Annotated in this window: 14 protein-coding genes and 1 pseudogene; 6 read left to right on the top strand and 9 right to left on the bottom strand. The window is 47.7% G+C overall.

Going from position 1 to position 20,912, the window contains the following annotated elements:
* Positions 1–125 precede the first annotated feature (125 nt).
* Positions 126–1,025, top strand: coding sequence for an ABC transporter permease (locus tag AKL11_RS18020; RefSeq protein WP_067520091.1), 900 nt, complete (start codon positions 126–128; stop codon positions 1,023–1,025).
* Positions 1,018–2,235: a quaternary amine ABC transporter ATP-binding protein gene (locus AKL11_RS18015; protein WP_067520089.1), complete on the top strand. Its 1,218-nt coding sequence runs from the start codon at positions 1,018–1,020 to the stop codon at positions 2,233–2,235. Before AKL11_RS18020 ends, AKL11_RS18015 begins: the two co-directional genes overlap by 8 nt.
* Positions 2,236–2,301: 66 nt before the next feature.
* Here the strand turns inward: AKL11_RS18015 and AKL11_RS18010 are convergent, their stop codons facing one another.
* Positions 2,302–2,535: a DUF2789 domain-containing protein gene (locus AKL11_RS18010; RefSeq protein WP_216636588.1), complete on the bottom strand. Its 234-nt coding sequence runs from the start codon at positions 2,533–2,535 to the stop codon at positions 2,302–2,304.
* A gap of 112 nt (positions 2,536–2,647) precedes the next feature.
* Entirely contained in the window at positions 2,648–4,759 is a 2,112-nt protein-coding gene (locus AKL11_RS18005) for a carboxy terminal-processing peptidase (protein WP_067520087.1), read from the bottom strand.
* Between the two features lie 1,100 nt (positions 4,760–5,859).
* Here AKL11_RS18005 and AKL11_RS18000 point away from each other — a divergent pair.
* A complete protein-coding gene (locus AKL11_RS18000; protein WP_067520085.1) occupies positions 5,860–6,492 on the top strand; it encodes a hypothetical protein in 633 nt (210 codons plus the stop codon).
* A 9-nt stretch (positions 6,493–6,501) separates the two neighbouring features.
* Here AKL11_RS18000 and AKL11_RS17995 read toward each other — a convergent pair whose 3' ends face one another.
* Both AKL11_RS17995 and AKL11_RS17990 read right to left on the bottom strand, forming a co-directional pair.
* Positions 6,502–8,364, bottom strand: a complete 1,863-nt coding sequence (locus AKL11_RS17995) for a GMC family oxidoreductase (RefSeq protein ID WP_067520081.1) — start codon at positions 8,362–8,364, stop codon at positions 6,502–6,504.
* A 169-nt stretch (positions 8,365–8,533) separates the two neighbouring features.
* A complete protein-coding gene (locus AKL11_RS17990) occupies positions 8,534–9,835 on the bottom strand; it encodes a M18 family aminopeptidase (RefSeq protein WP_067520080.1) in 1,302 nt (433 codons plus the stop codon).
* Between the two features lie 80 nt (positions 9,836–9,915).
* Here AKL11_RS17990 and AKL11_RS17985 point away from each other — a divergent pair, with 80 nt between their 5' ends.
* Positions 9,916–10,650, top strand: coding sequence for a 2'-5' RNA ligase family protein (locus tag AKL11_RS17985; RefSeq protein ID WP_095210497.1), 735 nt, complete (start codon positions 9,916–9,918; stop codon positions 10,648–10,650).
* A gap of 19 nt (positions 10,651–10,669) precedes the next feature.
* Here the strand turns inward: AKL11_RS17985 and minE are convergent, their stop codons facing one another.
* From minE to minC, 3 genes are all read right to left on the bottom strand, one after another.
* Entirely contained in the window at positions 10,670–10,912 is a 243-nt protein-coding gene (gene minE, locus AKL11_RS17980; protein ID WP_425387601.1) for a cell division topological specificity factor MinE, read from the bottom strand.
* 5 nt (positions 10,913–10,917) lie between these two features.
* A complete protein-coding gene (minD, locus tag AKL11_RS17975; protein WP_067520563.1) occupies positions 10,918–11,733 on the bottom strand; it encodes a septum site-determining protein MinD in 816 nt (271 codons plus the stop codon).
* Between the two features lie 177 nt (positions 11,734–11,910).
* Positions 11,911–12,720 (bottom strand): septum site-determining protein MinC, encoded by an 810-nt coding sequence (minC, locus tag AKL11_RS17970; protein WP_067520077.1) that lies wholly within the window; start codon positions 12,718–12,720, stop codon positions 11,911–11,913.
* Between the two features lie 127 nt (positions 12,721–12,847).
* Here minC and lpxL point away from each other — a divergent pair, with 127 nt between their 5' ends.
* A complete protein-coding gene (gene lpxL / locus AKL11_RS17965) occupies positions 12,848–13,810 on the top strand; it encodes an LpxL/LpxP family Kdo(2)-lipid IV(A) lauroyl/palmitoleoyl acyltransferase (protein WP_095210496.1) in 963 nt (320 codons plus the stop codon).
* A 282-nt stretch (positions 13,811–14,092) separates the two neighbouring features.
* Positions 14,093–16,048 carry a BCCT family transporter gene (locus tag AKL11_RS17960; protein WP_067520075.1) on the top strand — a complete coding sequence of 652 codons (1,956 nt, stop codon included), beginning with the start codon at positions 14,093–14,095 and terminating at the stop codon, positions 16,046–16,048.
* Between the two features lie 610 nt (positions 16,049–16,658).
* Here the strand turns inward: AKL11_RS17960 and rapA are convergent.
* Both rapA and AKL11_RS26050 read right to left on the bottom strand, forming a co-directional pair.
* Complete coding sequence (gene rapA / locus AKL11_RS17950; RefSeq protein ID WP_067520071.1) at positions 16,659–19,535, bottom strand: RNA polymerase-associated protein RapA; 2,877 nt, start codon at positions 19,533–19,535, stop codon at positions 16,659–16,661.
* 392 nt (positions 19,536–19,927) lie between these two features.
* A pseudogene (locus AKL11_RS26050) lies at positions 19,928–20,752 on the bottom strand (protein kinase domain-containing protein); the annotation flags it as partial.
* Positions 20,753–20,912: the final 160 nt, after the last annotated feature.

The raw sequence follows: 20,912 nt of genomic DNA, 5'->3' as shown, positions 1-20,912 counted from the left end.
ATGTTTGTGTAGCCACCGCCATTCACATACTTGACGTGTTTGGACAGTAAAAGGTATTCGATAGTATTACTCTGTCGTATACATTTCAAAGACAAAAGTATTAATAAAAATAAAGGCTGAAGTTTATGGCTAAGGAATCCTGGCTTACTTCGTTTCCAGATATGGATCGAAGTGACATTATTACACTACGAAAAACACTGGATGGCGCTTACCGGGATTTCTCCCGTGAATACGGCGACCTGATCGAATCCTTCTTTGACCCGCTCCTCTCTTTTCTTATCTGGTTTGAAAACCTGTTGATCAGTTCCCCCTGGTGGCTTGTTCTTGCAGCCATTGCCGGGTTTACTTATGCGGCTGGCCGCTCCTGGAAACTGTGTCTGGGTGTCGTCTGCTCCATGCTGGCCATTGGTTATTTTGGTATGTGGGAAAATACCATGCGAACCCTCAGTGTTATTACTGTATGTACACTGCTATCAATCGCTCTTGGGGTTCCCATTGGTATCGCTATGGCTCGATCGGATCGTGTTCAGAAAATAGTGACGCCGATGCTGGATATTATGCAGACCATGCCAGCCTTCGTTTATTTGATCCCTGTTGTTATGTTGCTGGGTATCGGGAAAATCCCCGGCGTTATTGCCGTCGTGATTTACGCCATCCCTCCGGTCATCCGTTTGACCAATCTGGGTATCAGATTGGTGGATGAAGAAGTGCTTGAAGCGGCAACCGCCTACGGCGCAAGCCCAACCCAACGGTTACTCGGTGTTCAGTTACCATTAGCGATGCCAAACATTATGGCGGGTATTAACCAGACCATCATGATGGCGCTGGCCATGGTGGTTATTGCCTCCATGATCGGTGTGAAAGGCCTTGGGCAGCCGGTATTGAAATCCATCACCAACCAGTACTTCACCCTTGGGCTGTTAAATGGCCTGGCCATTGTCGCCCTGGCCATCATCTTTGACCGGGTTTCGCAGGCTTATGCCCGTCGGACTCAGAGACATCTTGGAGGTGCCGGACATGTCTGATCTTAATTCAGAGAAACAGCCGCTGATTCAGATTCGCGGGTTGTACAAGTTGTTTGGTAAGAACTCAAAGAAAGTCATGGAGCGAGTGCATAAAGGTGAGTCGAAAGACCAGATTCTGGTGGATACGGCGCACACGCTTGGGCTTCGGGACATTAATATCGAAGTGAATGCGGGCGAAATCTTTGTGATTATGGGGCTTTCCGGTTCTGGTAAGTCCACATTGATTCGTCACTTCAACCGTCTGATTGATCCAACGGAAGGCGAAATTCTGGTAGAGGGAGCGGATATTACCGAGTTCTCCCCTAAACAGCTGGAATCATTTCGGCAGCAGAAGATGTCCATGGTCTTCCAACGGTTCGGCCTGATGCCGCATCGAACAGTGATTGATAATGTGGCCTACGGTCTCACGGTTCAGGGTGTTAACAAGAAAGAGCGGTTAGAAAAAGCTCAGGAATGGCTGAATACCGTTGGGCTTTCCGGTTACGAGCAGCAGTATCCGGCTCAACTGTCCGGCGGACAGCAACAGCGGGTTGGTCTGGCTCGGGCGTTGTGTACAGACGCAGAAATCCTATTAATGGATGAAGCTTTCTCCGCCCTTGATCCGTTGATCCGTAGTGAAATGCAGGATCAGTTGATTGAACTCCAGAGTAAGCTGCAGAAGACCATTGTCTTTATCACCCACGACCTGGACGAAGCACTTCGTTTGGGCGATCGCATTGCCATTCTGAAAGACGGTGAGTTGGTTCAGCAGGGAGCACCGGAAGAAATTCTGCTGAACCCGGCAACAGATTATGTGGAAGCGTTTGTTAAAGATGTCAACCGTGCCCGGGCTCTGACGGTGGAAACGGTAATGAAGCCGCCCGAGTGCCGTATTACTGCAGAAACCATTGGTGAAGCTCTTAAGCAGATGCGCAAGTCATCTGAAGAGTATGGCTATTACATCAATGACGATGGCTATCAGGGAATTATCCTCCAGGAAACTCTGGAAGAAGCGGTAGAGACCGGCAGTAACAATAATATCAGTACAGTCGTGGTCGAAACGGTGCCAGCTATTCAGGCGGACTCTCTGTTAGAAGCCGTGATTCCGGATACATTGGATACCGACTTCCCTCTGCCCGTGATAGACGATGATGGTCAGTTGCAGGGTTTGCTGTCACGTTCCAGCCTTGCGGAAGTGCTTAGTGATTCTTCAACCGCGACAAGTCATTAATTATCGCGTAAAAAAAAGAATGGGATAGGTTTCTGTCCCACTCTTTTTTATGTGTCTATTTTCGAGTTAGTGTCTTAGAAGCGCATCCAGCTCGTCGATGGCTTCGCACCAGTCTGCATCCTGATTTCTTTCCTCTTTAATAAAGGCTTTCTGGGAGGGATTCCAGAATTGAGCGTCTTCCAGTTTTGTATTGCTCTCAAGGGAATGCTGTTGGAGAAATCGTTCAATCTCCCGGGGTTCTTTGCCAAGGCCTAATTGTTGGAAAAGATTTGTAAGATTATGAAGCGGTTTGTGCATCATGACATCACCTGCAGATGTTTGATGGTTCTTATGCTAACAATAGTTCAAAGAGGTCTTGTTAGGAAAAGAAAACCCGGCAATAGGCGGGTTCGTTGATTAACTTGGAGACTGCTTATTGTGATCGTCGGGTAAAGAGCTGTTTATTATCCGTCGCTTTGATCATATCAGAGAGAATAACACCGGTTTCCTGGAGAAAGGCGTCAGGTTCTTTATCTTTCTTTTTCTGCTCCAGCTCAGTTTCATTGGCCTCTTCCAGTTCATCCAGATTGTTCAGTAGCGATTGGCCCCTGGACTTTCTGAGACGATTTTCAATGGCCAGACGCTGGCTGCGCATGGTTTGTAGCTCCAGTTGACGTTTCTCTGAACTGAGGGAAACGGTCTTCTGGTTTTCGTAATGTTCAAAGTAATCCTTCATCTCATGGAGATAAACGAAATCCGCATTGTCCCGGGTTCTGCTGGCGTGCTTCTTTTGCAACTCAGGCAAGTAGGGGCTGAAGTCAGCGTACGGACGGAAAGATGCGGGAGAAATATTATCCCATGGCAGGGCATCTGGGAGGGTGTCTTCTCCGATGTCTCGGCCGTCATAGAGCGACGGGAAGGTGATATCAGGGATGACGCCACGATTCTGGGTGCTCTGACCGGAGACCCGGTAAAACTTAGCTAAAGTCAGTTTGAGCTGGCCATGGTTCAAGGGCTGAATACTTTGCACTGTGCCTTTGCCATAGCTCTGGCTGCCGACCACCAGTGCCCGGCCGTAATCCTGCATGGCGCCGGCAAAAATTTCCGAAGCGGAGGCGCTCAGGCGGTCAATCATCACCACCATAGGGCCATCATAAAGCTGGGTTGAGTCTGGGTCTTCCTGCTGATCTGAGCGGCCGCGGCTATTGCGAACAATGACGGTTGGGCCTTTATCGATAAACAGGCCGGTTAATTCATTGGCTTCCTGTAATGAACCGCCGCCATTACCACGAAGATCGATAACGAGGCCATCGATGTTCTTTTTCTCAAGCGCCTTTATTAATCGACGAACATCCCGGGTTGTGCTTTTGTAATCAGGGTCACCGGATTGGGCTGCTTTGAAGTCAATATAGAACGTAGGCAGTTCAATCACTCCAATGCGATTGGTTTTTCCGTTGTCGGTGAGCTCAATGACTCGACTGGATGCATCCTGTTCTTCCAGTTTTACCTGGTCACGAACGATCTCATACACTCGGGTACTGCTGTCTTTGCTGCTGCCGGGAATGATTTCCAGACGAACCAATGTACGCTTTGCACCACGAATGAGTTTGACGACATCGTCAAGGCGCATGCCGACCACATCTTCAAGTTCGCCTTTTTTACCTTGAGCGACACTGATGATTTTGTCACCTGGCTTCAGTTGGCCTGCTTTTTCGGCAGGGCCTCCGGGCACCACGCTAACCACCTTTGTGTATTCATCCTCAGAAGAGAGCACGGCGCCAATGCCTTCCAGAGACAGACTCATATTGATATCAAAATTCTCGGCAGTTTGTGGCGAGAAATATTGGGTGTGTGGGTCATAGATGCCAGCGAAGGCATTGATGTACGTCTGAAAGGCGTCTTCGCTTTTGCTTTGGTGCAGTCGTCTGAGCAGATTGGAGTTTCTTCTGCGCAGCTGTGAAATGATTTCGTCATCAGTTTTATGGTTCAGCTTTTGGCTGAGGACGCTGTCTTTAAACTGTTTATCCCATAAGTCCTGCTGTGCTTTCCGGTCAGTCAGCCAGGGCTCATCTTTACGCTCGATGATCAGAGATTCGTTCTTCTTCAGGTCAAGAGAGGCAAAGTTTTTATCCAGCTGATCGAGCATGAACCGGGCGCGTTCTTCCGCCCGTTCACGGTAGCGGTTAAAAATCGCGAAGGCTGGGTTCAGATCGCCACTTTTCAGTAACTCGCCCAGTTGTTTGCGGTAAGGCGCAAACTCATCAATGTCCGACTGCAGAAAAAAACTGCGGTTAGGGTCAAGTCGATCCAGATAACGGTCAAAGACTTTTTCCACATGCTCCTGATCCAGCGGCACCTTGCGGTAATGGCTTTTAGAGAGCAGCTGAACCACATGAACGCTGGCAATGGCTTGTTGCAGGTTTGGGCTCAGTTCGGGAACGGGCTGGCTGATGTCTTTGTCGACCGCCAGAGCAACGCTTGCGGTAAAAAACAGTGACAAAAAGAACGGCAGGATGCGCTTGGCTGGCCGCAGTTTTGAGATCATAGAGGCTTTGGCTCCGTGTCATTCTGTCTGTTTAAGTGTGCCATCCTAGCATACATGCTTAGACGCAATTTAGACGCAAGTTAGATGCAATTAAAGTTGAGTCACTCTAAAATCATCGCTCGAATTGGGAATCACTTGAGCTAATAACTTGAGAGTGCTCCATGGTTCTGGATACAGCATAATACAGCCTTACTATGGTTGATAGCAGATGATGCTGGTGTTCATCTGCACCTAAAAGTTACTGTGCTTTGACGATTGCGCTGGTCAACAGAAGTCCAAAACCTTCAGGTTTTGAAAGATAACATGCTTCTATTCCAGCAAGGCTACCGGAAAAAAGCAATGGTTCTTTAAAGAGGCTTTACAGAAGAGTGTGTATAGAAGAGATTTCCAGGGACGGAGAAATGTCTCCCGGATAAGGCACTTTACCATCTATAAGTAGGTGATAGTTTGCTTTCGACTATTTTTCGGAGCATAAATCTTGCGATTCCACTGACTTAAGGCTTGGCTACCAAAGGTTTGAACTATTTCCTGGTCAAATGAACAAAATATCCGATTACAAAGTATTACCTACTTAAGGCTGAGCGGGGTACTCAGTTGTACCCTTTGATGTAACCGCCAGTTTCATCAAATGAGCGGGTAGCAGGCAGAGTCGTGGATGCTTTCAGCAAAGGTCTTACCGAAGTAATTGTGCTTTGATGAATTGAAAACGGATTTTGACCACGGGGAGCGGGTTGTTGTGTACGTGAATTTTTTTGCTGAACTTTCATGCCGTAAAGTGCCTGTACTATTTGATTTGCTTTATAAACAGGTTAGCAACATCGGCCGGAAATATGCAGTCTGAAATTGTACTTATGACATGACTTTGCGTAGCTGTTTGAAAGTATGTGTAACACGGGTGTTCACAGGGCGAAAAGGGCGTTTTTCAATTACTCTAAAAACTCACTTTTGTGTGTTGTGAGGTATCTAAATTGACACCGTATTTCTTAATGTGTTCGCAGTACGCTTATTTGTTGATGTTTGTAGTTTGTTCTCAGGCTCTTGGTGGGACGGAGTTTTATCCAGCGTCATGGGTGCTTCAGGGAGATGCCTGGGTTGTCATAATGGATTCCAATGACACGATTGAGCGACAGGATGGTTTTTTGCCCACGCAAGCAACATGGCCGACTATAGTGGATTATTTAGGCCTGTTTATGCTGGTGCACTATCGTGGTTCCCCAGTGGGAGCCTACGACGAGATACTCTTTTCTCCGGGTAAATGTGCATTTCCTGAGGGTGATTTCTCCAGTATTACCAAAATTTATGTCTCTACCATGACCAGTGTGGTGAATGGCCAAAATAACTGGGGTATACCCAAAGAACAGGCACTTTTTGTGACTGATCGAAAACACCATACAGAAATCACACATGTAACCGGAATGGATGGCACGCCTATTGCGGAGATGAAATTTTCTTTAAATGAGCAGTTTCCCTGGTACCTCTTTCAGAATCTTTATTTTACCAGCGTTGTGCTACCCGGCTTTTTGAGAAAGCAGTTGATGATTATTCAACACTGGCAGGGGAAGTCATACCAGTTTTCATTTCAAAATGCTGCTCATATTTCTGTTGGGCAATTGGATCAGTTTTCAGCCAGGGAGGGGGCGTTTCCTGACGTAAATAAACGCCGAATCCGCCTTGTTTTGAAATTGAGTGATTTCAGATTTTCATTTACTCGGGCGTTAATCAAGCCGCTTTGAGATCCGACATCATGGCAGGTGTTTCTGGTGTTCATCGAAAATGAGGTGTGCACCAAATTCAGCAATCATAATAACCGGCGCCTGAATACTGCCTGAGGTAATGTAAGGCATAATAGAAGCGTCAACTACCCGCAAACCCTCGATACCCTTCACCTTTAAATTTGGCAGTACGACGGTGGTACTCTCATCTTCTGAGCCCATTGCACAGGTGCCAGCGGGGTGGTAACTGGTCATGGCAAAGTGCTGTATGAAACATCGCCAGAAATCATCACTCCCTGAAACGTGCTGTTTGCAAACACTACTCACTTGAGAGACTTCGGGTTTACCATCAATAGATCGCCATGCTTGAGTCTCAGCGATGGTTTCAATAATACGAACGCCTTTCAATAGACATTCGAGATCATTGGGGTTTGAAAGATAGTTAGGGTCGATCAGCGGTTTGCCTTCAGGGTTTGCCGGGTTGAGCCGGAGGGTACCTCTACTTTTTGGGTGTGCTAATGAAGGCAGCAAGTAAACGTAGTTTCTAAGTATGCCCTGCTTTTGTTCTGCTTTGCTGATGCCTTTTAACAGTGGTAGTTTTTCTGGGTCGGTATTGAAATTGATAAAGTCTTTAGATGTGCCGCTGGTGGCAACCATAAATGCATAGATATCAGGGGCGCTTTCAGGGGGCTTTTCTGCGGTATGAAAAAAGCCTATCGCTTCGGCAAGATTCGTTTGCAGATGTTTATCGCTTCCGATTAGAAAGTTAAAGATCGATAGCCAGTTATCGTCCCTTTCTGACAGCGTTGGCTGGTTAACAGAATAGGGAATGGGTACCATGAGATGATCCTGCAGATTATTGCCCACAGGCAGATCTTTTACCACAGGAATGCCCATGGCCTTAAGGTGGTCTGAAGGTCCGATGCCGCTGAGCATAAGAAGTTTGGGGGACTCAATGGCACCTGCGGAAACAATCACTTCGTTTCGCGCGTACACCTTACTTTGGATGTTTTCCCGTGAATAGATGACCCCTTTGGCTCGCGGGCGCTTATTCTCTAAGTCGTCTGAACTAAAGATAATCTGTTTGGCGTAAGCGTTGGTGATCAATTTTACATGGGGCGAGAGCACCGCCTTATCAAGGAAAGCTGATTTGGTGCTTTCCCGCCAGCCATTATTAATATGAGCCTGAGCAAGTCCACAGCCATTATTCATCAATGCGCCATTGTAATCTGGAAGATGAAGGTAAGATGCTTCCTGACAGGCTTTGATAAAAGCCTCGGGTATGGGTTTGTGCTGACCGGGCAGGGAGACCGTCATCTCGCCTGAGGTGTTATGAAAGGGACTGTTTGCCAACAGTTCATCCTGATTTTTCTCAGACGTTAAAAACCACTGGAGCACATTGCCATAGGCCCAATCTTCGCAGCCATTACATTGTGACCAGCGGTCAAAATCGGCGCGATGCCCGCGAACATAGAGCATATAATTCAGGCCTGATGATCCTCCCAGCATTTTTCCCCGGGGCCAGAAAGACCGCTGTTGTTTAAATCCAAAGTGAGAGTGTGTTTGAGGTTCTGTTTGATAACCCCAGTCATGGTCTGTTTTTTGCAGAGTGGCTGCAGCGGCGGGTATCCAACTTCTGAACGGAGGCTGTTTACCCGCTTCCAGCAACAGAATTTTAAAATCTTTATGCTGGGCAAGGCGTCTGGCTATAACGCTACCAGCGCTGCCGGCACCAACGATGATGTAGTCAAACTCCTCTTCATCAAGGGCGTCATAACTGTATCGCAGGGGAATTTGTGAACCCGCCGACAAAAAAGCCTGTGCAGAGTTTTGGAAAAAACACAGAACCAGCAGGTGGATGCAAAGATACTTAATGCTTCTTTGAGGAATCATGTCCTGAGGAAACCCGCATTTATATGAGGACTCAGGAATATAGGAAGGTTTAAAGTATTGAGTTAAAACGAAAGTGAATAGATGTATTCCAGCAGGTCATATTTACATAATTTGCCAGAAACCTGTCGGAGATTTTCTCGTTAAATCCGACAGGTTTCTGGATAAAGCATCAAATTTTTGAGAAGGCGTGCTGTTTGAGGCCAAAAAACTCAGTCAATGTTTTGCTTAGCTCGTAGGCGTCTCGAGTGCCTGCCAGTTCGCGGATTGAGTGCATGCCAAAGGTAGGCAGTCCCAAATCGAGGGTGCGAACACCCAATACGCCGGCAGTCAATGGTCCAATAGTGCTGCCGCAAGCCATATCAGAACGGGTAACAAAGTGCTGCACCTGGTTACCCGTTTGTTGGCAAAGCAGCCGATAGACGGCAGCGGTTTCATCGTTCGTTGCATAACGCTGGTTAGCGTTGACTTTAATGACTGCGCCTTTGTTCAGAACAGGGGCGTGGTGTTCATCGTGCTTGCTGGCGTAGTTTGGATGAATCCCGTGGGCGTTGTCTGTGGAGATGAGCATGGATTTACTCATTGCCCGGGTCAATGGTTCACCGTTGCCATAGATTCTTTCCAGTACGCTTTTCAGGAAAGGACCTTGGGCACCCGTCGTGGAAACGCTGCCCACTTCTTCGTGGTCGTTACAGACCAAAAGGGCGGTGACGTCAGACGGTTGGCTGTTCAACAGAGCCTCAAGGCCGACGTAGCAGCTCAACAGATTGTCCAGACGGGCACTGGCAATAAAATCATTTTTCAGGCCGATGACGGCTGCGCTCTGAGTGTCATAGAAAGACAGGTCGTATTCCATCACCGACTCACAATCTGTGTGCCCTTGACGAGCCAACTCCTCTTTTAATAGTTCACGGAAGTCGGCTTTTTCATCGTCGCCTAACTGAAAAAGAATAGGGGGGATGTCGGTCTGTGGATTAACAGCACGACCATTATTGGCTTCTCGATCCAGATGGATCGCAAGGCTTGGAATCACGGCTACCGGTTTTTCAAAATTAATCAGCTGCTGGCAAAGCTCTTGTTTGCTGTTGATGTATTGAACCCGGCCTGCAATGGAAAGATCGCGGTCATACCACGGATTTAACAGCACGCCGCCGTATACTTCGACACCCAGTTGGAAGTAGCTGTGTTTGTTCAGTTCCGGATGTGGTTTTACTTTCAGACAAGGGGAGTCTGTATGTGCACCCACCATGCGGACCCCTTGATCTGTGTTTCCCAGAACAAAAGCGATGATGGATGAATCATTACGGGTAACGACGTACTTTCCGCCCGTCTTCAGAGTCCATGTTTCAGACTCATCAAGTGATTCATAGCCCGCCTTCTGAAGTCGGTGCATCATCGTGGCGACAGCGTGATAAGGCGTTGGTGAATCGTTCAGGAACTGGATAAGATCCTGATTAAAATATTCTGTGCTCATTAGGCTATCCTGCATGTTGTGTTGTGATCTTACTACAAGCCTCTGTGGCTTGTTAATCAATGTTGTGGGAGGCGCCGTAAATGCCTTGGAAACATTCTGGCAGCATACGCTCTGGCAGCATAGCAGTGATAATTTTGTGCTTTACGGTGTCTATAGCGTTAGCAGAACACCCGGATCATTTGATCGCTATTGATGTGCTGTTAAAACCGGATTCCTCGATGGAGGCAAGGGCAAAGCAGTGGAATGCATTGCTTCATGAACAAAGCCCTGATGGGTTCCTGTTGGATGAGAAGCACGCTCCGCATATCACATTGGTTCAGCTTTATATTGATGAGTATGACTTGCCTGCAGTTCTGGTGGCCATAGAGCAAGTAAGATCAGCGGTTAATAACCAGCATCTGAAGCTTATGGCCTCAGGGCTTTATCATATGGCGATGGCGGAAAAAGGCCTTGCTGGCATCGTGATAAAACCAGTCGATTCGCTCCAATTATTGCAACAGGCTGTGATTGCCGCAGTTTACCCATTTATTCAATTCGGCGGCAGTGAAGTAGCGTTTGCTAAAAACGACACCGGTATGTCATTCGAACCACTGATTACGCAGTATGTTCAAAACTATATTGCCGATCAAGCTGGTGAGTATTTCAATCCACATTTGACCATTGGCCTTGCCCCTATTGAATTTCTGGAGAGGATTGAAGCAGAAGCGTTTCAGGATTTTGAGTTTGGAATTGAAGAAATGGCTGTGTACCAGCTTGGGAATTTTGGGACAGCTGTAAAGCGATTGGATGTGAAGGTGTCCGCTTCTGGTCAATGAGAGTTAACGACAGCTGCCCTCAATTCGGCAGCTGTACATTCACTTCTAAAATGGAACAGTCATCCTGGGAGTCCAGCTTAATGTCGATGCATTCCTGCTGTACTTCTACATACTTGCGAATCACTTCCAGAATATCCCGTTCCATGTCTGGAAGAAAGTCACGGCCGTTCCGGCTGCCCCGTTCATGGGCGACAATGATTCTTAGTCGCTCTTTGGCAATGGCAGCGCTGTTGTCTTCTTTACGTGTACGAAATAACTGCATAAGGCTCATCCAATCCCTCCGAACATACGTTGCAGAAATCCTTTTCTATTCGCTTCGAGGAAGCGGTGAGGGAGATTCTCTCCTAAAAAACGTGAAACAACATCACTGTAAGCTTGGCCGGCATCCGTCTCGTCATTGCAGATGACTGGCACGCCCTGATTTGATGCTTTTAGCACGGAGCTTGATTCCGGAATAACACCAATCAAAGGGATGGCCAGAATCTCTTCAACGTCGGTGATGTTCAGCATCTCACCTTTAGTGACCCGCTCTGGATTATAGCGGGTGACCAGCAGGTGTTCTTTGACCGGCTCAAGATTCTCTTTAGCACGGCGGGATTTGCTCTGTAAAATCCCCAGAATGCGATCAGAGTCTCTGACAGAGGATACTTCAGGGTTTGTCGTGATAATCGCTTCGTCAGCAAAATACAGCGCCATTAAGGCACCGTGTTCAATCCCGGCGGGCGAATCGCAGACAATAAATTCAAAATCTTTCGCCAGCAGATTCAGAACCTTTTCGACGCCTTCAAAAGTCAGGGCTTCTTTATCCCGTGTTTGGGAGGCAGGAAGGATTGACAGGTTTTCCGTGCGCTTATCTCGGATGAGTGCCTGATGAAGTTCGGCTTCACCATTTATTACATTGACAAAGTCGTATACAACACGACGCTCACAGCCCATAAGAAGGTCAAGGTTTCGAAGACCAACGTCAAAATCAATAACAACGGTTCTGTGGCCTTTCAGGGCTAATCCGGTTGCAATGGAAGCACTGGTTGTGGTTTTACCAACACCACCTTTTCCAGAAGTCACTACAATTATGCGAGCCAATGTGGAATCCTGCGATAGAAAATCGAATATACCCATCGCCTTTCAACTTACCACTTTATTGGCAGCGTTCTCTCACCCCGATCACCTACTTATTATAGGATCACGGAGTTCGCTTACTTGCCGCCGCGTGGCAACTTGAAATACTTTGGGTATAGCTGAACTTTTGTTCAGTATTTCTCAAAGCTTCTTTATGTGCAAGCTTTGGTTGTTAAGAGCAACAATAACGCTGCTACCCCACAGGTTATCAGTATCTGAGCTTGCCGATAGTATCTTGTACTGGCCGTTAATCGAAATCAGTTCTGCTTCAAATTGAAGGCAAAAAATACGGGCTTCGGAATTGCCGTTAACACCCGCCAGAGCGCGTCCGCGTAATGGACCATAGACGTGTATATTGCCGCCGGCCAATAATTCAGCCCCAGAGCTAACAGGACTGGTGATGACTAAATCGCCTTCAGCGTAGATCTGTTGCCCGGAACGTACTGGTTGTTCGATCAGTGTCGTTTTCTTATCGGCGACTTGTTGTACTGTGTCATTTTGGCACTTTGCTGCCTGAGATGTTGTCTGAGATGTTGTCTGAGACTGCATCATAACGACATTGGAATCTGTCTTTTCATCTTGATGAGATGATTTGTCCTGCTGTTTTGGGGATGGAAGCCAGGGGATTCCGGCCAGCATGGCAGCCTGTCGATCCTTTTCCTGTCCGCCTCTAACAGCAATCAAATAAAGGCCAAACTGTTGTAAGCTATGACGCAGCTTAAATAAATCAATGGTTGACTGTTCAGTGGTTAGTTCAGCGGTTAGGCTTTCCAGTGCGATAATAACGGGTGTCTGCTGGAAAAAATTGGGCGCTTTACGCGTCATGGTTTCCAGTTGAGTGGTAATATCTGCTGGGTTGGTTGTATGCAATTCAAGTGTGGTCAGTGTATAAATACTGCCTGTCATCTTGAAGGCTGCAGTGGTAGAACCAGTATGCAGTTTAAGGGTCATAATGTACGACTCTGGTTAGCAGCAAACAGCAAATAAGAAGACAGCAATTCCGGCTGTAAATTTGTTTGCATCAATAGAAGTAGCCTAGAGAACTCATCGATTAGATACAAGTGTTGAATCAAGCAATATGACGCAAAATTCCGATTTAAACTCAAAGAGTGATTCTCCCAAAGACGCCCGTGCAGATGATGTATTTCTATGGGCGTACCTTCATCCCAGGTATTGGCTAACCTGGCTGGGTGTCGGTCTTACCTGGATACCCTCATTGCTTCCTTATTCCTGGATCGTTGCCATTGGTAAGGTACTGGGGCAAGCTTCTTATTATCTGGCCGATGATCGGGTTCATGTCACTCGAGTCAATTTGGAGAAATGTTTTCCCGAGCTCAATAATCGGGAGCGTAAGCAGTTACTGAAAAAGAATTTCGAGTCAGTTGGTGTTGGGATTATGGAAATCACCATGGCCTGGTGGTGGCCAACATCCCGTCTTGAGAAACTGGTTCACTATAAAGGTTTAGAACATCTTAACTCTGAGTCAGGCACTATTTTAATGGTGATGCATTTTACCACCATAGAATTGGCAGGACGTATGGTGACACTGCGTCACAGTGTGGATGCGTCCTATAGAGAGCATAAGAATCCGGTGTTTGAGTACATTCAGCGCAGCATGCGGCACCGTTTTGATCCAGGCAGTCAATTACTTCATCGTCGGGATATGCGCGGGACGATGCGATCTTTACGCAATGGACGAATCGTCTGGTTTTCACCGGATCAGGATTATGGTGCAAGGCATGGCATTTTCGTGCCTTTCTTTAATATTCCGGCAACGACGATCACCAGTACCTCAAGGTTAGCCAAGGCAGGAAAAGCCAAAGTGGTGCCTTTGGTGGTCACTCGACTGTCAGATAACCCGGGCTACGAATTCCGTGTTTACCCGCCTTTAGAGACCATTCCATCTGGTGATGATTATGAGGATGCGTTAGTCGTTAACCAGTTTATTGAGGCTCGTATACGAGAACATCCGGAACAATATATGTGGCTGCATCGCCGTTTCAAAAGTCGGCCGGAAGGTGAGAAGGATTTTTATAAGTAATCTGCTGGGCTGGCGACGTCAGTCAGCCCTTTAGTTTGGACTGATATAGTCACGACGGGCTTTTAATAATATACGAAATATAGGTTTATCTCGGATAGGTAATAGTGGTTTCTACTTATAATAATATGGATTTTTCCAATGTAATATGTATTCACGGAGTGACTCTGAGAGCACATTACCCACCTTTATCGGGATGTTTTAAGCAGTTTACCATCCACAAATATACACATCATAACTATGTTTTGCAGCCGCGATGGTTGCCCGCAGTTGAAGACCTAAACAATGGAAGAGCATTTTAAGCTTATCGATAAGCCTACCTTTTTTGGTGCGCTGATTTTATTAACCTCAGTGGTTATACCGCTGGCAGTGTTTCCAGAAGAGGGGGCTCACTGGATTGCCATTGCTAAAACCTTTATGACCGACAGCCTTGGGGTTCTTTATCTTGCGCTGGGGCTGGCCGCTGTTCTTTTTATGACTTATGTCGTGTTTTCAGATATTGGTCAGATCAAACTGGGGGATGCTGATGAGAAGCCGGAGTATTCCACCGCTTCCTGGGCTGCCATGCTGTTCTGTGGTGGTATTGGGGCCAGCATTCTTTATTGGGGCAGCATTGAGTGGGCTTATTATTATCAGGCGCCACCATTCCAGTTAGAACCGGGTAGTGAAGAAGCGGTTCGATGGGCGGCTACTTACGGAATTTTCCACTGGGGGCCAGTCGCCTGGTGTATTTATATGATTCCAGCGTTGCCTATTGCCTATTTCTTCCATGTGCGCAAAAACCCAGCGTTAAAAGTGTCAGCGGCTTTGATGCCAGTATTGGGTGAAGCGCGCAGTAATGGTCCCATTGGCAAAATCATTGATGTTCTGTTTATCTTTGGCTTGCTCGGTGGTGCAGCGACCACGCTGGGTCTCGCAGCACCGCTGATTAACCAAGGTTTAACTTATCTCACCGGTATTCCTTCTACCAATACCACCCAGATTGGTGTGCTGGCGGTTTGTACGGCATTGTTCGCTTATTCTTCTTACAAAGGGATGGATGGCGGAATTAAAGTGCTTAGTAATATCAATTTCTGGGGAGCTATCGGACTACTGGCGTTTATCTTTGTCTGTGGCCCAACGTTGTTTATGGTGGAAACCGGGTTGGACTCCATTGGCCGAATGATGAGTAACTTCTTCATTATGGCGACCTGGGCCGAACCTTTTGGTGGTTACGGTTCTTTTGAAGACACTCACTTCCCTCAGGATTGGACGATCTTCTACTGGGCTTGGTGGCTGGTATTCGCACCTAGCATGGGCTTGTTTGTGGCTCGTATTTCCAAAGGGCGAACCATTAAACAAATGGTCTCTGGTGCAGTCTTCTGTGGCTCTTTCGGTTGTGCCATGTACTTTATGGTACTGGGTAACTACGGACTTTCTCTCCAGCTGTCGGGTCAATTAGATGTTGTCGCTATCCTGAACGCCGAAGGTGCAACCAAAGCCATCTTCAGTATTCTTGAACAGTTGCCGTTTAGCACTGTCGTGATCGCGTTGTTTACTTTGCTGTGTATCATTTTTACCGCGACCACTTTTGACTCCATCTCATTTATACTGGCGTCTGTGGTGCAAAATAATGTGACGGATGATCCAATGCGCTGGAACCGTCTGTTCTGGGCATTTGTGTTGTCGGTTATGCCATCGGTGCTGATGTTCATGGGCGGCCTGGCGACCTTGCAGACAGCGGCGATTGTGGGTGGTTTACCATTGTTGGTGATTGCGGTCATGCTGATGATTTCAGCGGTGAAAGCAACCATGCTGGATATCTCCCGTCAGGAAGGTTACTCAGAACCCACGATTAACATTAACATTGACGATCTGCCAGAGGTGGATCCATGGAGTCTGGAAGGTTCTGCCTTGGCACGCTTCGAACAACTTCGGGATCAAGCGACAGAAGCTGTCTGTGCGGATCGTGAGGCTCATGATGAACTGGCTGCTCTGAAAAAACAGATTCGCATGGAAGCCATGGCTCGCGGTGCTACCGGTTCAGAGCTGGGTGAAGCGCCACCGCATATGATGGAAGAGTTTGAACGTCTCAACCAGAATATTGTTGATGCTAAGGAGAAGAAAGACGCTGCCTCTGTTCTGGCTCAACAGGCTCGTATTGAGTTTAATGAGTTAATGCGCCAGAGAGAGGAAGATCAGCGTGAGCTTGACCGTTTACAGGCAAAAGAAGAAATTCTGCTGCGTATGGAAAGAGCTTAAACGAGGAACCCTGGCTTGGTTAACTGAGCCAGGGTTTTTTTACATTCCGCGTTTATAGCTCTGGTTCCCATGCTTTGCGTGGGAACCCATACATCTATCTCTTTGAAAATTAAGAGGTATGCATTCCCACGCGGAGCATGGGAACGAGAAGTATGGGGTTTTGCGACAACCTCGCTCCGCGTGGGAATGCATACCCCAAACATCAAGGTTTCCGGCTCCCACGCAAGGAATGGGAACCAGGACTGTTTCGATAGCCTCTAGAAACCGCGTTTGTTGTGACGATCAATTTTTCCTGAAAGGTTTAGAGCGTCAATAGTGAAAGCACCACCCCATCTCCCTGTTCTGAGATGAGTCCCAAAACTGTGTGCCCGTTGGGCGGGTAATCAAACACTCAGATGCATAATCGCATTTTCTTTCAGGAATATGGCTTCTCAGGGTAACCAGAATGTCCACCTGATCTCACGAGCACTGCGCTGGATTCTTTCTGGCGTCTTGAAATAACCATATTGATAGGTGTCGTTGATGGTAATCAGTACAACCATTCGTAAAGTGCTTACATTGCTTTTCTTCTTTAGAAAAAAGCAATGCAAGGGGCTGTTGGCGTTGAGCCTTATCCTGCAATCATGATGCGAAGAGCATCAAGACGTAGAACGGCTTTTTGCAGAGCCTGATGGCCAAGTGCTGCACGATTTTTCAGATACTCTATCTCTTCACTTCGCACGTTCGGATTGACCACTTTCAGCGCTGCCAGTCGCTTAATCTCTTCAGTGACATCCGTAAGCAGATTTTGACAAGCCGTGCTGACAATGGGTTGAACTTGCTCTTTGGCACAAGCCTCGGCCTTTTCAATCATGGTCAGGAATGGTGCCCGCTGGGCGTTAACCAGCTTTTTGGCAACGCCACGCTTGAGGGGCTGAAGCTGAGCATTCAACGTATCGAATGCCACTTTCTCGGACAAGTTGTTGTGCGCCGGGTCAATCAGGCAGCGTATGGGGGTCGCTGGCAGATAACGGTCCAGCTGCAGGGTTCTGTCTGCGCTGGTTTCCACCACGTAAATGGCTTCCAGAAGCATGGTGCCGGGTTTGAGTGCTTTGTTTTTCAACAGGGCGACGGAGGTGTTACCCAATTCACTGGTGAGCACCATGTCCATCCCTTCGGTGACAATCGGGTGTTCCCAGGTGAGGAAGTGCATATCTTCTCGGGACAGTGCCATCTCGCGGTCAAAGGTCACCGTCATGCCATCTTCGTAGATGCCAGGGTAGGTGGTAATCATATGGCTGCCCGGGCGAATCACCAGGCAGTGTTTGGAGTAGTCTTCAGATTCAACGCCGAAACCTTCAAACAGCTTTTCCATAAAGCGTTTCAGCTGACGTGGTTGTTCCTGTTCTTCGATATCATTGATCATATCTTCACTGGACGCCAAACCTCGGGAGTTCAACTCCAGAAGACGGTCTCGGCCTTTATGCAGGTGCTCCATCTGCTGGGTATTCATCTCGGCAGCTTTAGTTAACAGTGCTTCTATGTCTGCTTCGGAACTTTTGCTACCGGGCTGTAAATAAGGCGTGAGTTCTTCGCCTAAATGCATTTGCACCATGCTGCCGGCAGGGCAGGTATCCGCAAAGGCGTTCAAGCCACGGTCGTACCAATGGAACAACACTTCCTGACCGGTACCCTGAAGGTAAGGGACATGGATTTTGATCGCTTCCGTTTGACCGATACGGTCCAGACGACCGATACGCTGTTCCAACAGGTCTGGATGTTCTGGTAAATCAAACAGTGCCAGATGGTGGGCAAACTGGAAGTTACGACCTTCACTGCCGATTTCGGAACACACCAGAACCTGTGCACCATGCTCTTCTTCCGCGAAGAAGGCTGCGGCTCGGTCGCGCTCAATGATGCTCATATTCTCATGGAAAACGGCCGCAGGAATGCCTGACAATATGCGCAGGGCGTTTTCCAAGTCCAACGCGGTATTGGCGTTGGCGCAGATAACCAGCACTTTTTCTTTTTTCAGCAGTTTGAGCAGGTTAATCAACCAGTCAACACGAGGGTCGACTTTCCACCACGGGTCCATATCGTCTACGCGAATCTGTGCCTGATAGGCCAGTTCCGGGTAGAGGTTGTGGCGGTAAAATGTTTCTTCTTCCAGGGCGATTTCATAAAGCTCTGGCAGCGGTTGTGGATAACCCTGCACCGCACGACCCGAAAAGCCACCAACGGCCGCACGGGTGTTACGGAACATGACACGCCCGGTGCCGTGGCGATCTAACAGACGACGAAGTAATTGTGTGCGAGCGGTATTGCGGGCATCTTCTTCACCGGTTTCCAGCACGTTAATTAGCGCCTTGCTGTCATCGCCCAGAAAGTTGATCAGATGATCTCTCGCCTGTGCCGGCAGAGTTTGATTATTATTATCCAATAATTCCTGAACGGCTTCTGCCACTGGCTCATAACGACTTTCTTCCGCTTCAAAAGCGGCAAGGTCATGGAAGCGATCCGGATCCAGCAGGCGAAGGTGAGCAAAGTGGCTCTTAGTGCCCATTTGCTCAGGGGTTGCTGTCAGCAACAATAAACCAGGAATCTGTTGCGCCAGCGTGTCTACACACTGGTACTCTGGGTTGGTTTCTTCTTCGGACCAGATAAGGTGATGGGCTTCATCGACAATCAGTAGATCAAATTCGGCTTCCAGCGCTTGTTGACGACGTTCGTCGTCATTACTCAGAAAGCCAATACTGGTGATAATTAATTGTTCTGTATTGAATGGGTTTTCATCATCCGCCTGACGACAGCGCTCTTCATCAAAAACACTGAAGCGCAGGTTAAAACGACGAAGCATTTCTACCAGCCACTGGTGCACCAGACTTTCTGGTAACAGAATCAGCACGCGGTTGGCACGGCCAGTGGTTAACAGCTGATGAAGAATCAAACCGGCTTCAATGGTTTTACCCATGCCCACTTCATCTGCCAGCATTACCCGCGGCGCATGGCGCTGAGAGACTTCACGGGCGATATGCAGCTGGTGAGGAATCAAACTGGTTCTTGGGCCTACCAGACCGCGCAGTGGTGATTTGCGCAAGCTGTGGTTGTAGTTCAGGGTTTTGTAGCGCAGTGTAAAGTTGCTGTTCTGATCAATTTGACCCGCCAGCATGCGATCCTGAGGTTTGTTGAAGCGGATATGGTTGCCCAGCTCTGCTTCTGGCAGTTGACAGGGTTCGCCATCGGGCAGGGTGCCGCAATAGGTCAGCAGGCCATTTTTTTCGATTACTTCAGCGACCAGAATGGTCCAGCCTTCGTGGCTTTCGACGCGATCTCCGGGGTTGAATTCGACGCGGGTCAGCGGGCAATTGTTAATGGAGTACAGCCGGGTTTCCCCGGTGGCGGGGAACAGCAGGGTGACCATGCGACTGTCGAAGGTGAGCACCGTGCCCAGCCCCTGTTCGGTCTCAGTATCACTAATCCAGCGTTGTCCAGAAACGAAACTCGTCATATTTGACTACTAACCTTGCCTGACAGCCCTGAAATCCCGGAGAGAGGTCACAGGGCGGTGTTAAACGATGTTCAAAGGAATTTTGATAATGGGTCAATCATACGCTTCATTGCACGGTTTTTCCTGAGCTTTCTCTCAGTTTACGTGCTGGTGATGATGACGCTTGTACCAAAAAAAGCGCGCTATATTAGCGGAATCCTCTTAAATTGCACTACTCGGATGACCGAAGTTGACAGATGTGATTATAGACAGGAGTTGGAAAATGATGGTAATTGGCTATGGGGTGAACATTGTTCAGGCGCAATGTATGCCCCTGCCGAATTAGAATGGATTGATGCAAGCCCTTATGTATCAATCCATTCAAACGTTACCCGGCTATTTGAGCTCACTGGTCAGAGGTTTAAATCTGTGATTATCCTCTCTTGAGCCTTTTTTAGCAGGCACATTAAATCGGCTGCCTGCTGTTTTTGCCTTTGAACTTCCAGTTTTTCAAGCTGGCCACTCAACCCATCCAGGTTATTGGGTTGGAACTTATCCGGATGATAGCGCAGCGCCTGTTTTCTATAGGCTTTCTTGGCAGCGTCAATTGAGGCTGTTTTATAGTCGAGCCCAAGCGCCGTCATGGCATGATCGAAGGTTTTAATCTCTTTACCATCCAGAGCTTTAAAGATGGCATTCAATGTGTTGTTTCTGGTGCTTGTATGGCTGGAAACAGGGCTCGTATTTTCGCTCTTTTTTTCTGAAAGAGGAGTGCTTGTTGCACTGCCATACCCTGAATCTTCGCGTTTGAATGCAGAGCGAGCCTCACGCGGAAGGGACTCCTGAGCCATTATGCGTTGCAACCGTTGATTGACTGCCTGCATTGAGGGTCTTGATTGTGACTTGGCGTTTACCATGTCACGCACCAGTGAGGCTATTTCTGGATGTCTAATGTTTAAGCGGGTCAAACGGTCAGTGATCATATATTGGGCTTGATGTAAAGATCTGGCTGTCCAAAGTTCATCACAGGCATGAGTAAAAAGTTCGCCACTGCTAAACGTCTCACCAATGAAAACCCCCAGTGAATAAACGTCAGCCTTTTCCATATCTGTGATACTGGGGCGTGAATATGGGTTTGTTACTAACTCTGGCGGCAAATATAGCGGTGCCCTTTCATAGGTTCTGAAATGACGTTGTGTTTTGCCTTCAACCGCAGCACCAAAATCGATTATCTGTACGCCAAGGTCTTTTGGGTTAAGTAGTTAACCAAATGAAATCATATATTCCTGACCGACCTGCTCAAACACTCGTATGACTTCTGCTTCAAACGCCTTAAAGTCCATGACCTCAAAGAGATTCAACCATTCATACTTCACCTTTTGCCATAGCATTTCTAAC

It is taken from the genome of Endozoicomonas ascidiicola (genome assembly GCF_001646945.1).
GTDB classification, from domain to species: Bacteria; Pseudomonadota; Gammaproteobacteria; order Pseudomonadales; family Endozoicomonadaceae; genus Endozoicomonas; species Endozoicomonas ascidiicola.
The sequence above is the reverse complement of the archived record's forward strand: the minus strand, read 5'-3'. Positions and strand labels throughout refer to the sequence as shown.

Excerpts from the sequence above, each read along its gene's own strand:
- AKL11_RS18020 (WP_067520091.1), top strand. The coding sequence starts at position 126 with ATGGCTAAGGAATCCTGGCTTACTTCGTTTCCAGATATGGATCGAAGT.
- AKL11_RS18015 (WP_067520089.1), top strand. The coding sequence starts at position 1,018 with ATGTCTGATCTTAATTCAGAGAAACAGCCGCTGATTCAGATTCGCGGG.
- AKL11_RS18010 (WP_216636588.1), bottom strand. The coding sequence starts at position 2,535 with ATGATGCACAAACCGCTTCATAATCTTACAAATCTTTTCCAACAATTA.
- AKL11_RS18005 (WP_067520087.1), bottom strand. The coding sequence starts at position 4,759 with ATGATCTCAAAACTGCGGCCAGCCAAGCGCATCCTGCCGTTCTTTTTG.
- AKL11_RS18000 (WP_067520085.1), top strand. The coding sequence starts at position 5,860 with ATGGATTCCAATGACACGATTGAGCGACAGGATGGTTTTTTGCCCACG.
- AKL11_RS17995 (WP_067520081.1), bottom strand. The coding sequence starts at position 8,364 with ATGATTCCTCAAAGAAGCATTAAGTATCTTTGCATCCACCTGCTGGTT.
- AKL11_RS17990 (WP_067520080.1), bottom strand. The coding sequence starts at position 9,835 with ATGAGCACAGAATATTTTAATCAGGATCTTATCCAGTTCCTGAACGAT.
- AKL11_RS17985 (WP_095210497.1), top strand. The coding sequence starts at position 9,916 with ATGCCTTGGAAACATTCTGGCAGCATACGCTCTGGCAGCATAGCAGTG.
- minE (WP_425387601.1), bottom strand. The coding sequence starts at position 10,912 with ATGCAGTTATTTCGTACACGTAAAGAAGACAACAGCGCTGCCATTGCC.
- minC (WP_067520077.1), bottom strand. The coding sequence starts at position 12,720 with ATGACCCTTAAACTGCATACTGGTTCTACCACTGCAGCCTTCAAGATG.
- lpxL (WP_095210496.1), top strand. The coding sequence starts at position 12,848 with ATGACGCAAAATTCCGATTTAAACTCAAAGAGTGATTCTCCCAAAGAC.
- AKL11_RS17960 (WP_067520075.1), top strand. The coding sequence starts at position 14,093 with ATGGAAGAGCATTTTAAGCTTATCGATAAGCCTACCTTTTTTGGTGCG.
- rapA (WP_067520071.1), bottom strand. The coding sequence starts at position 19,535 with ATGACGAGTTTCGTTTCTGGACAACGCTGGATTAGTGATACTGAGACC.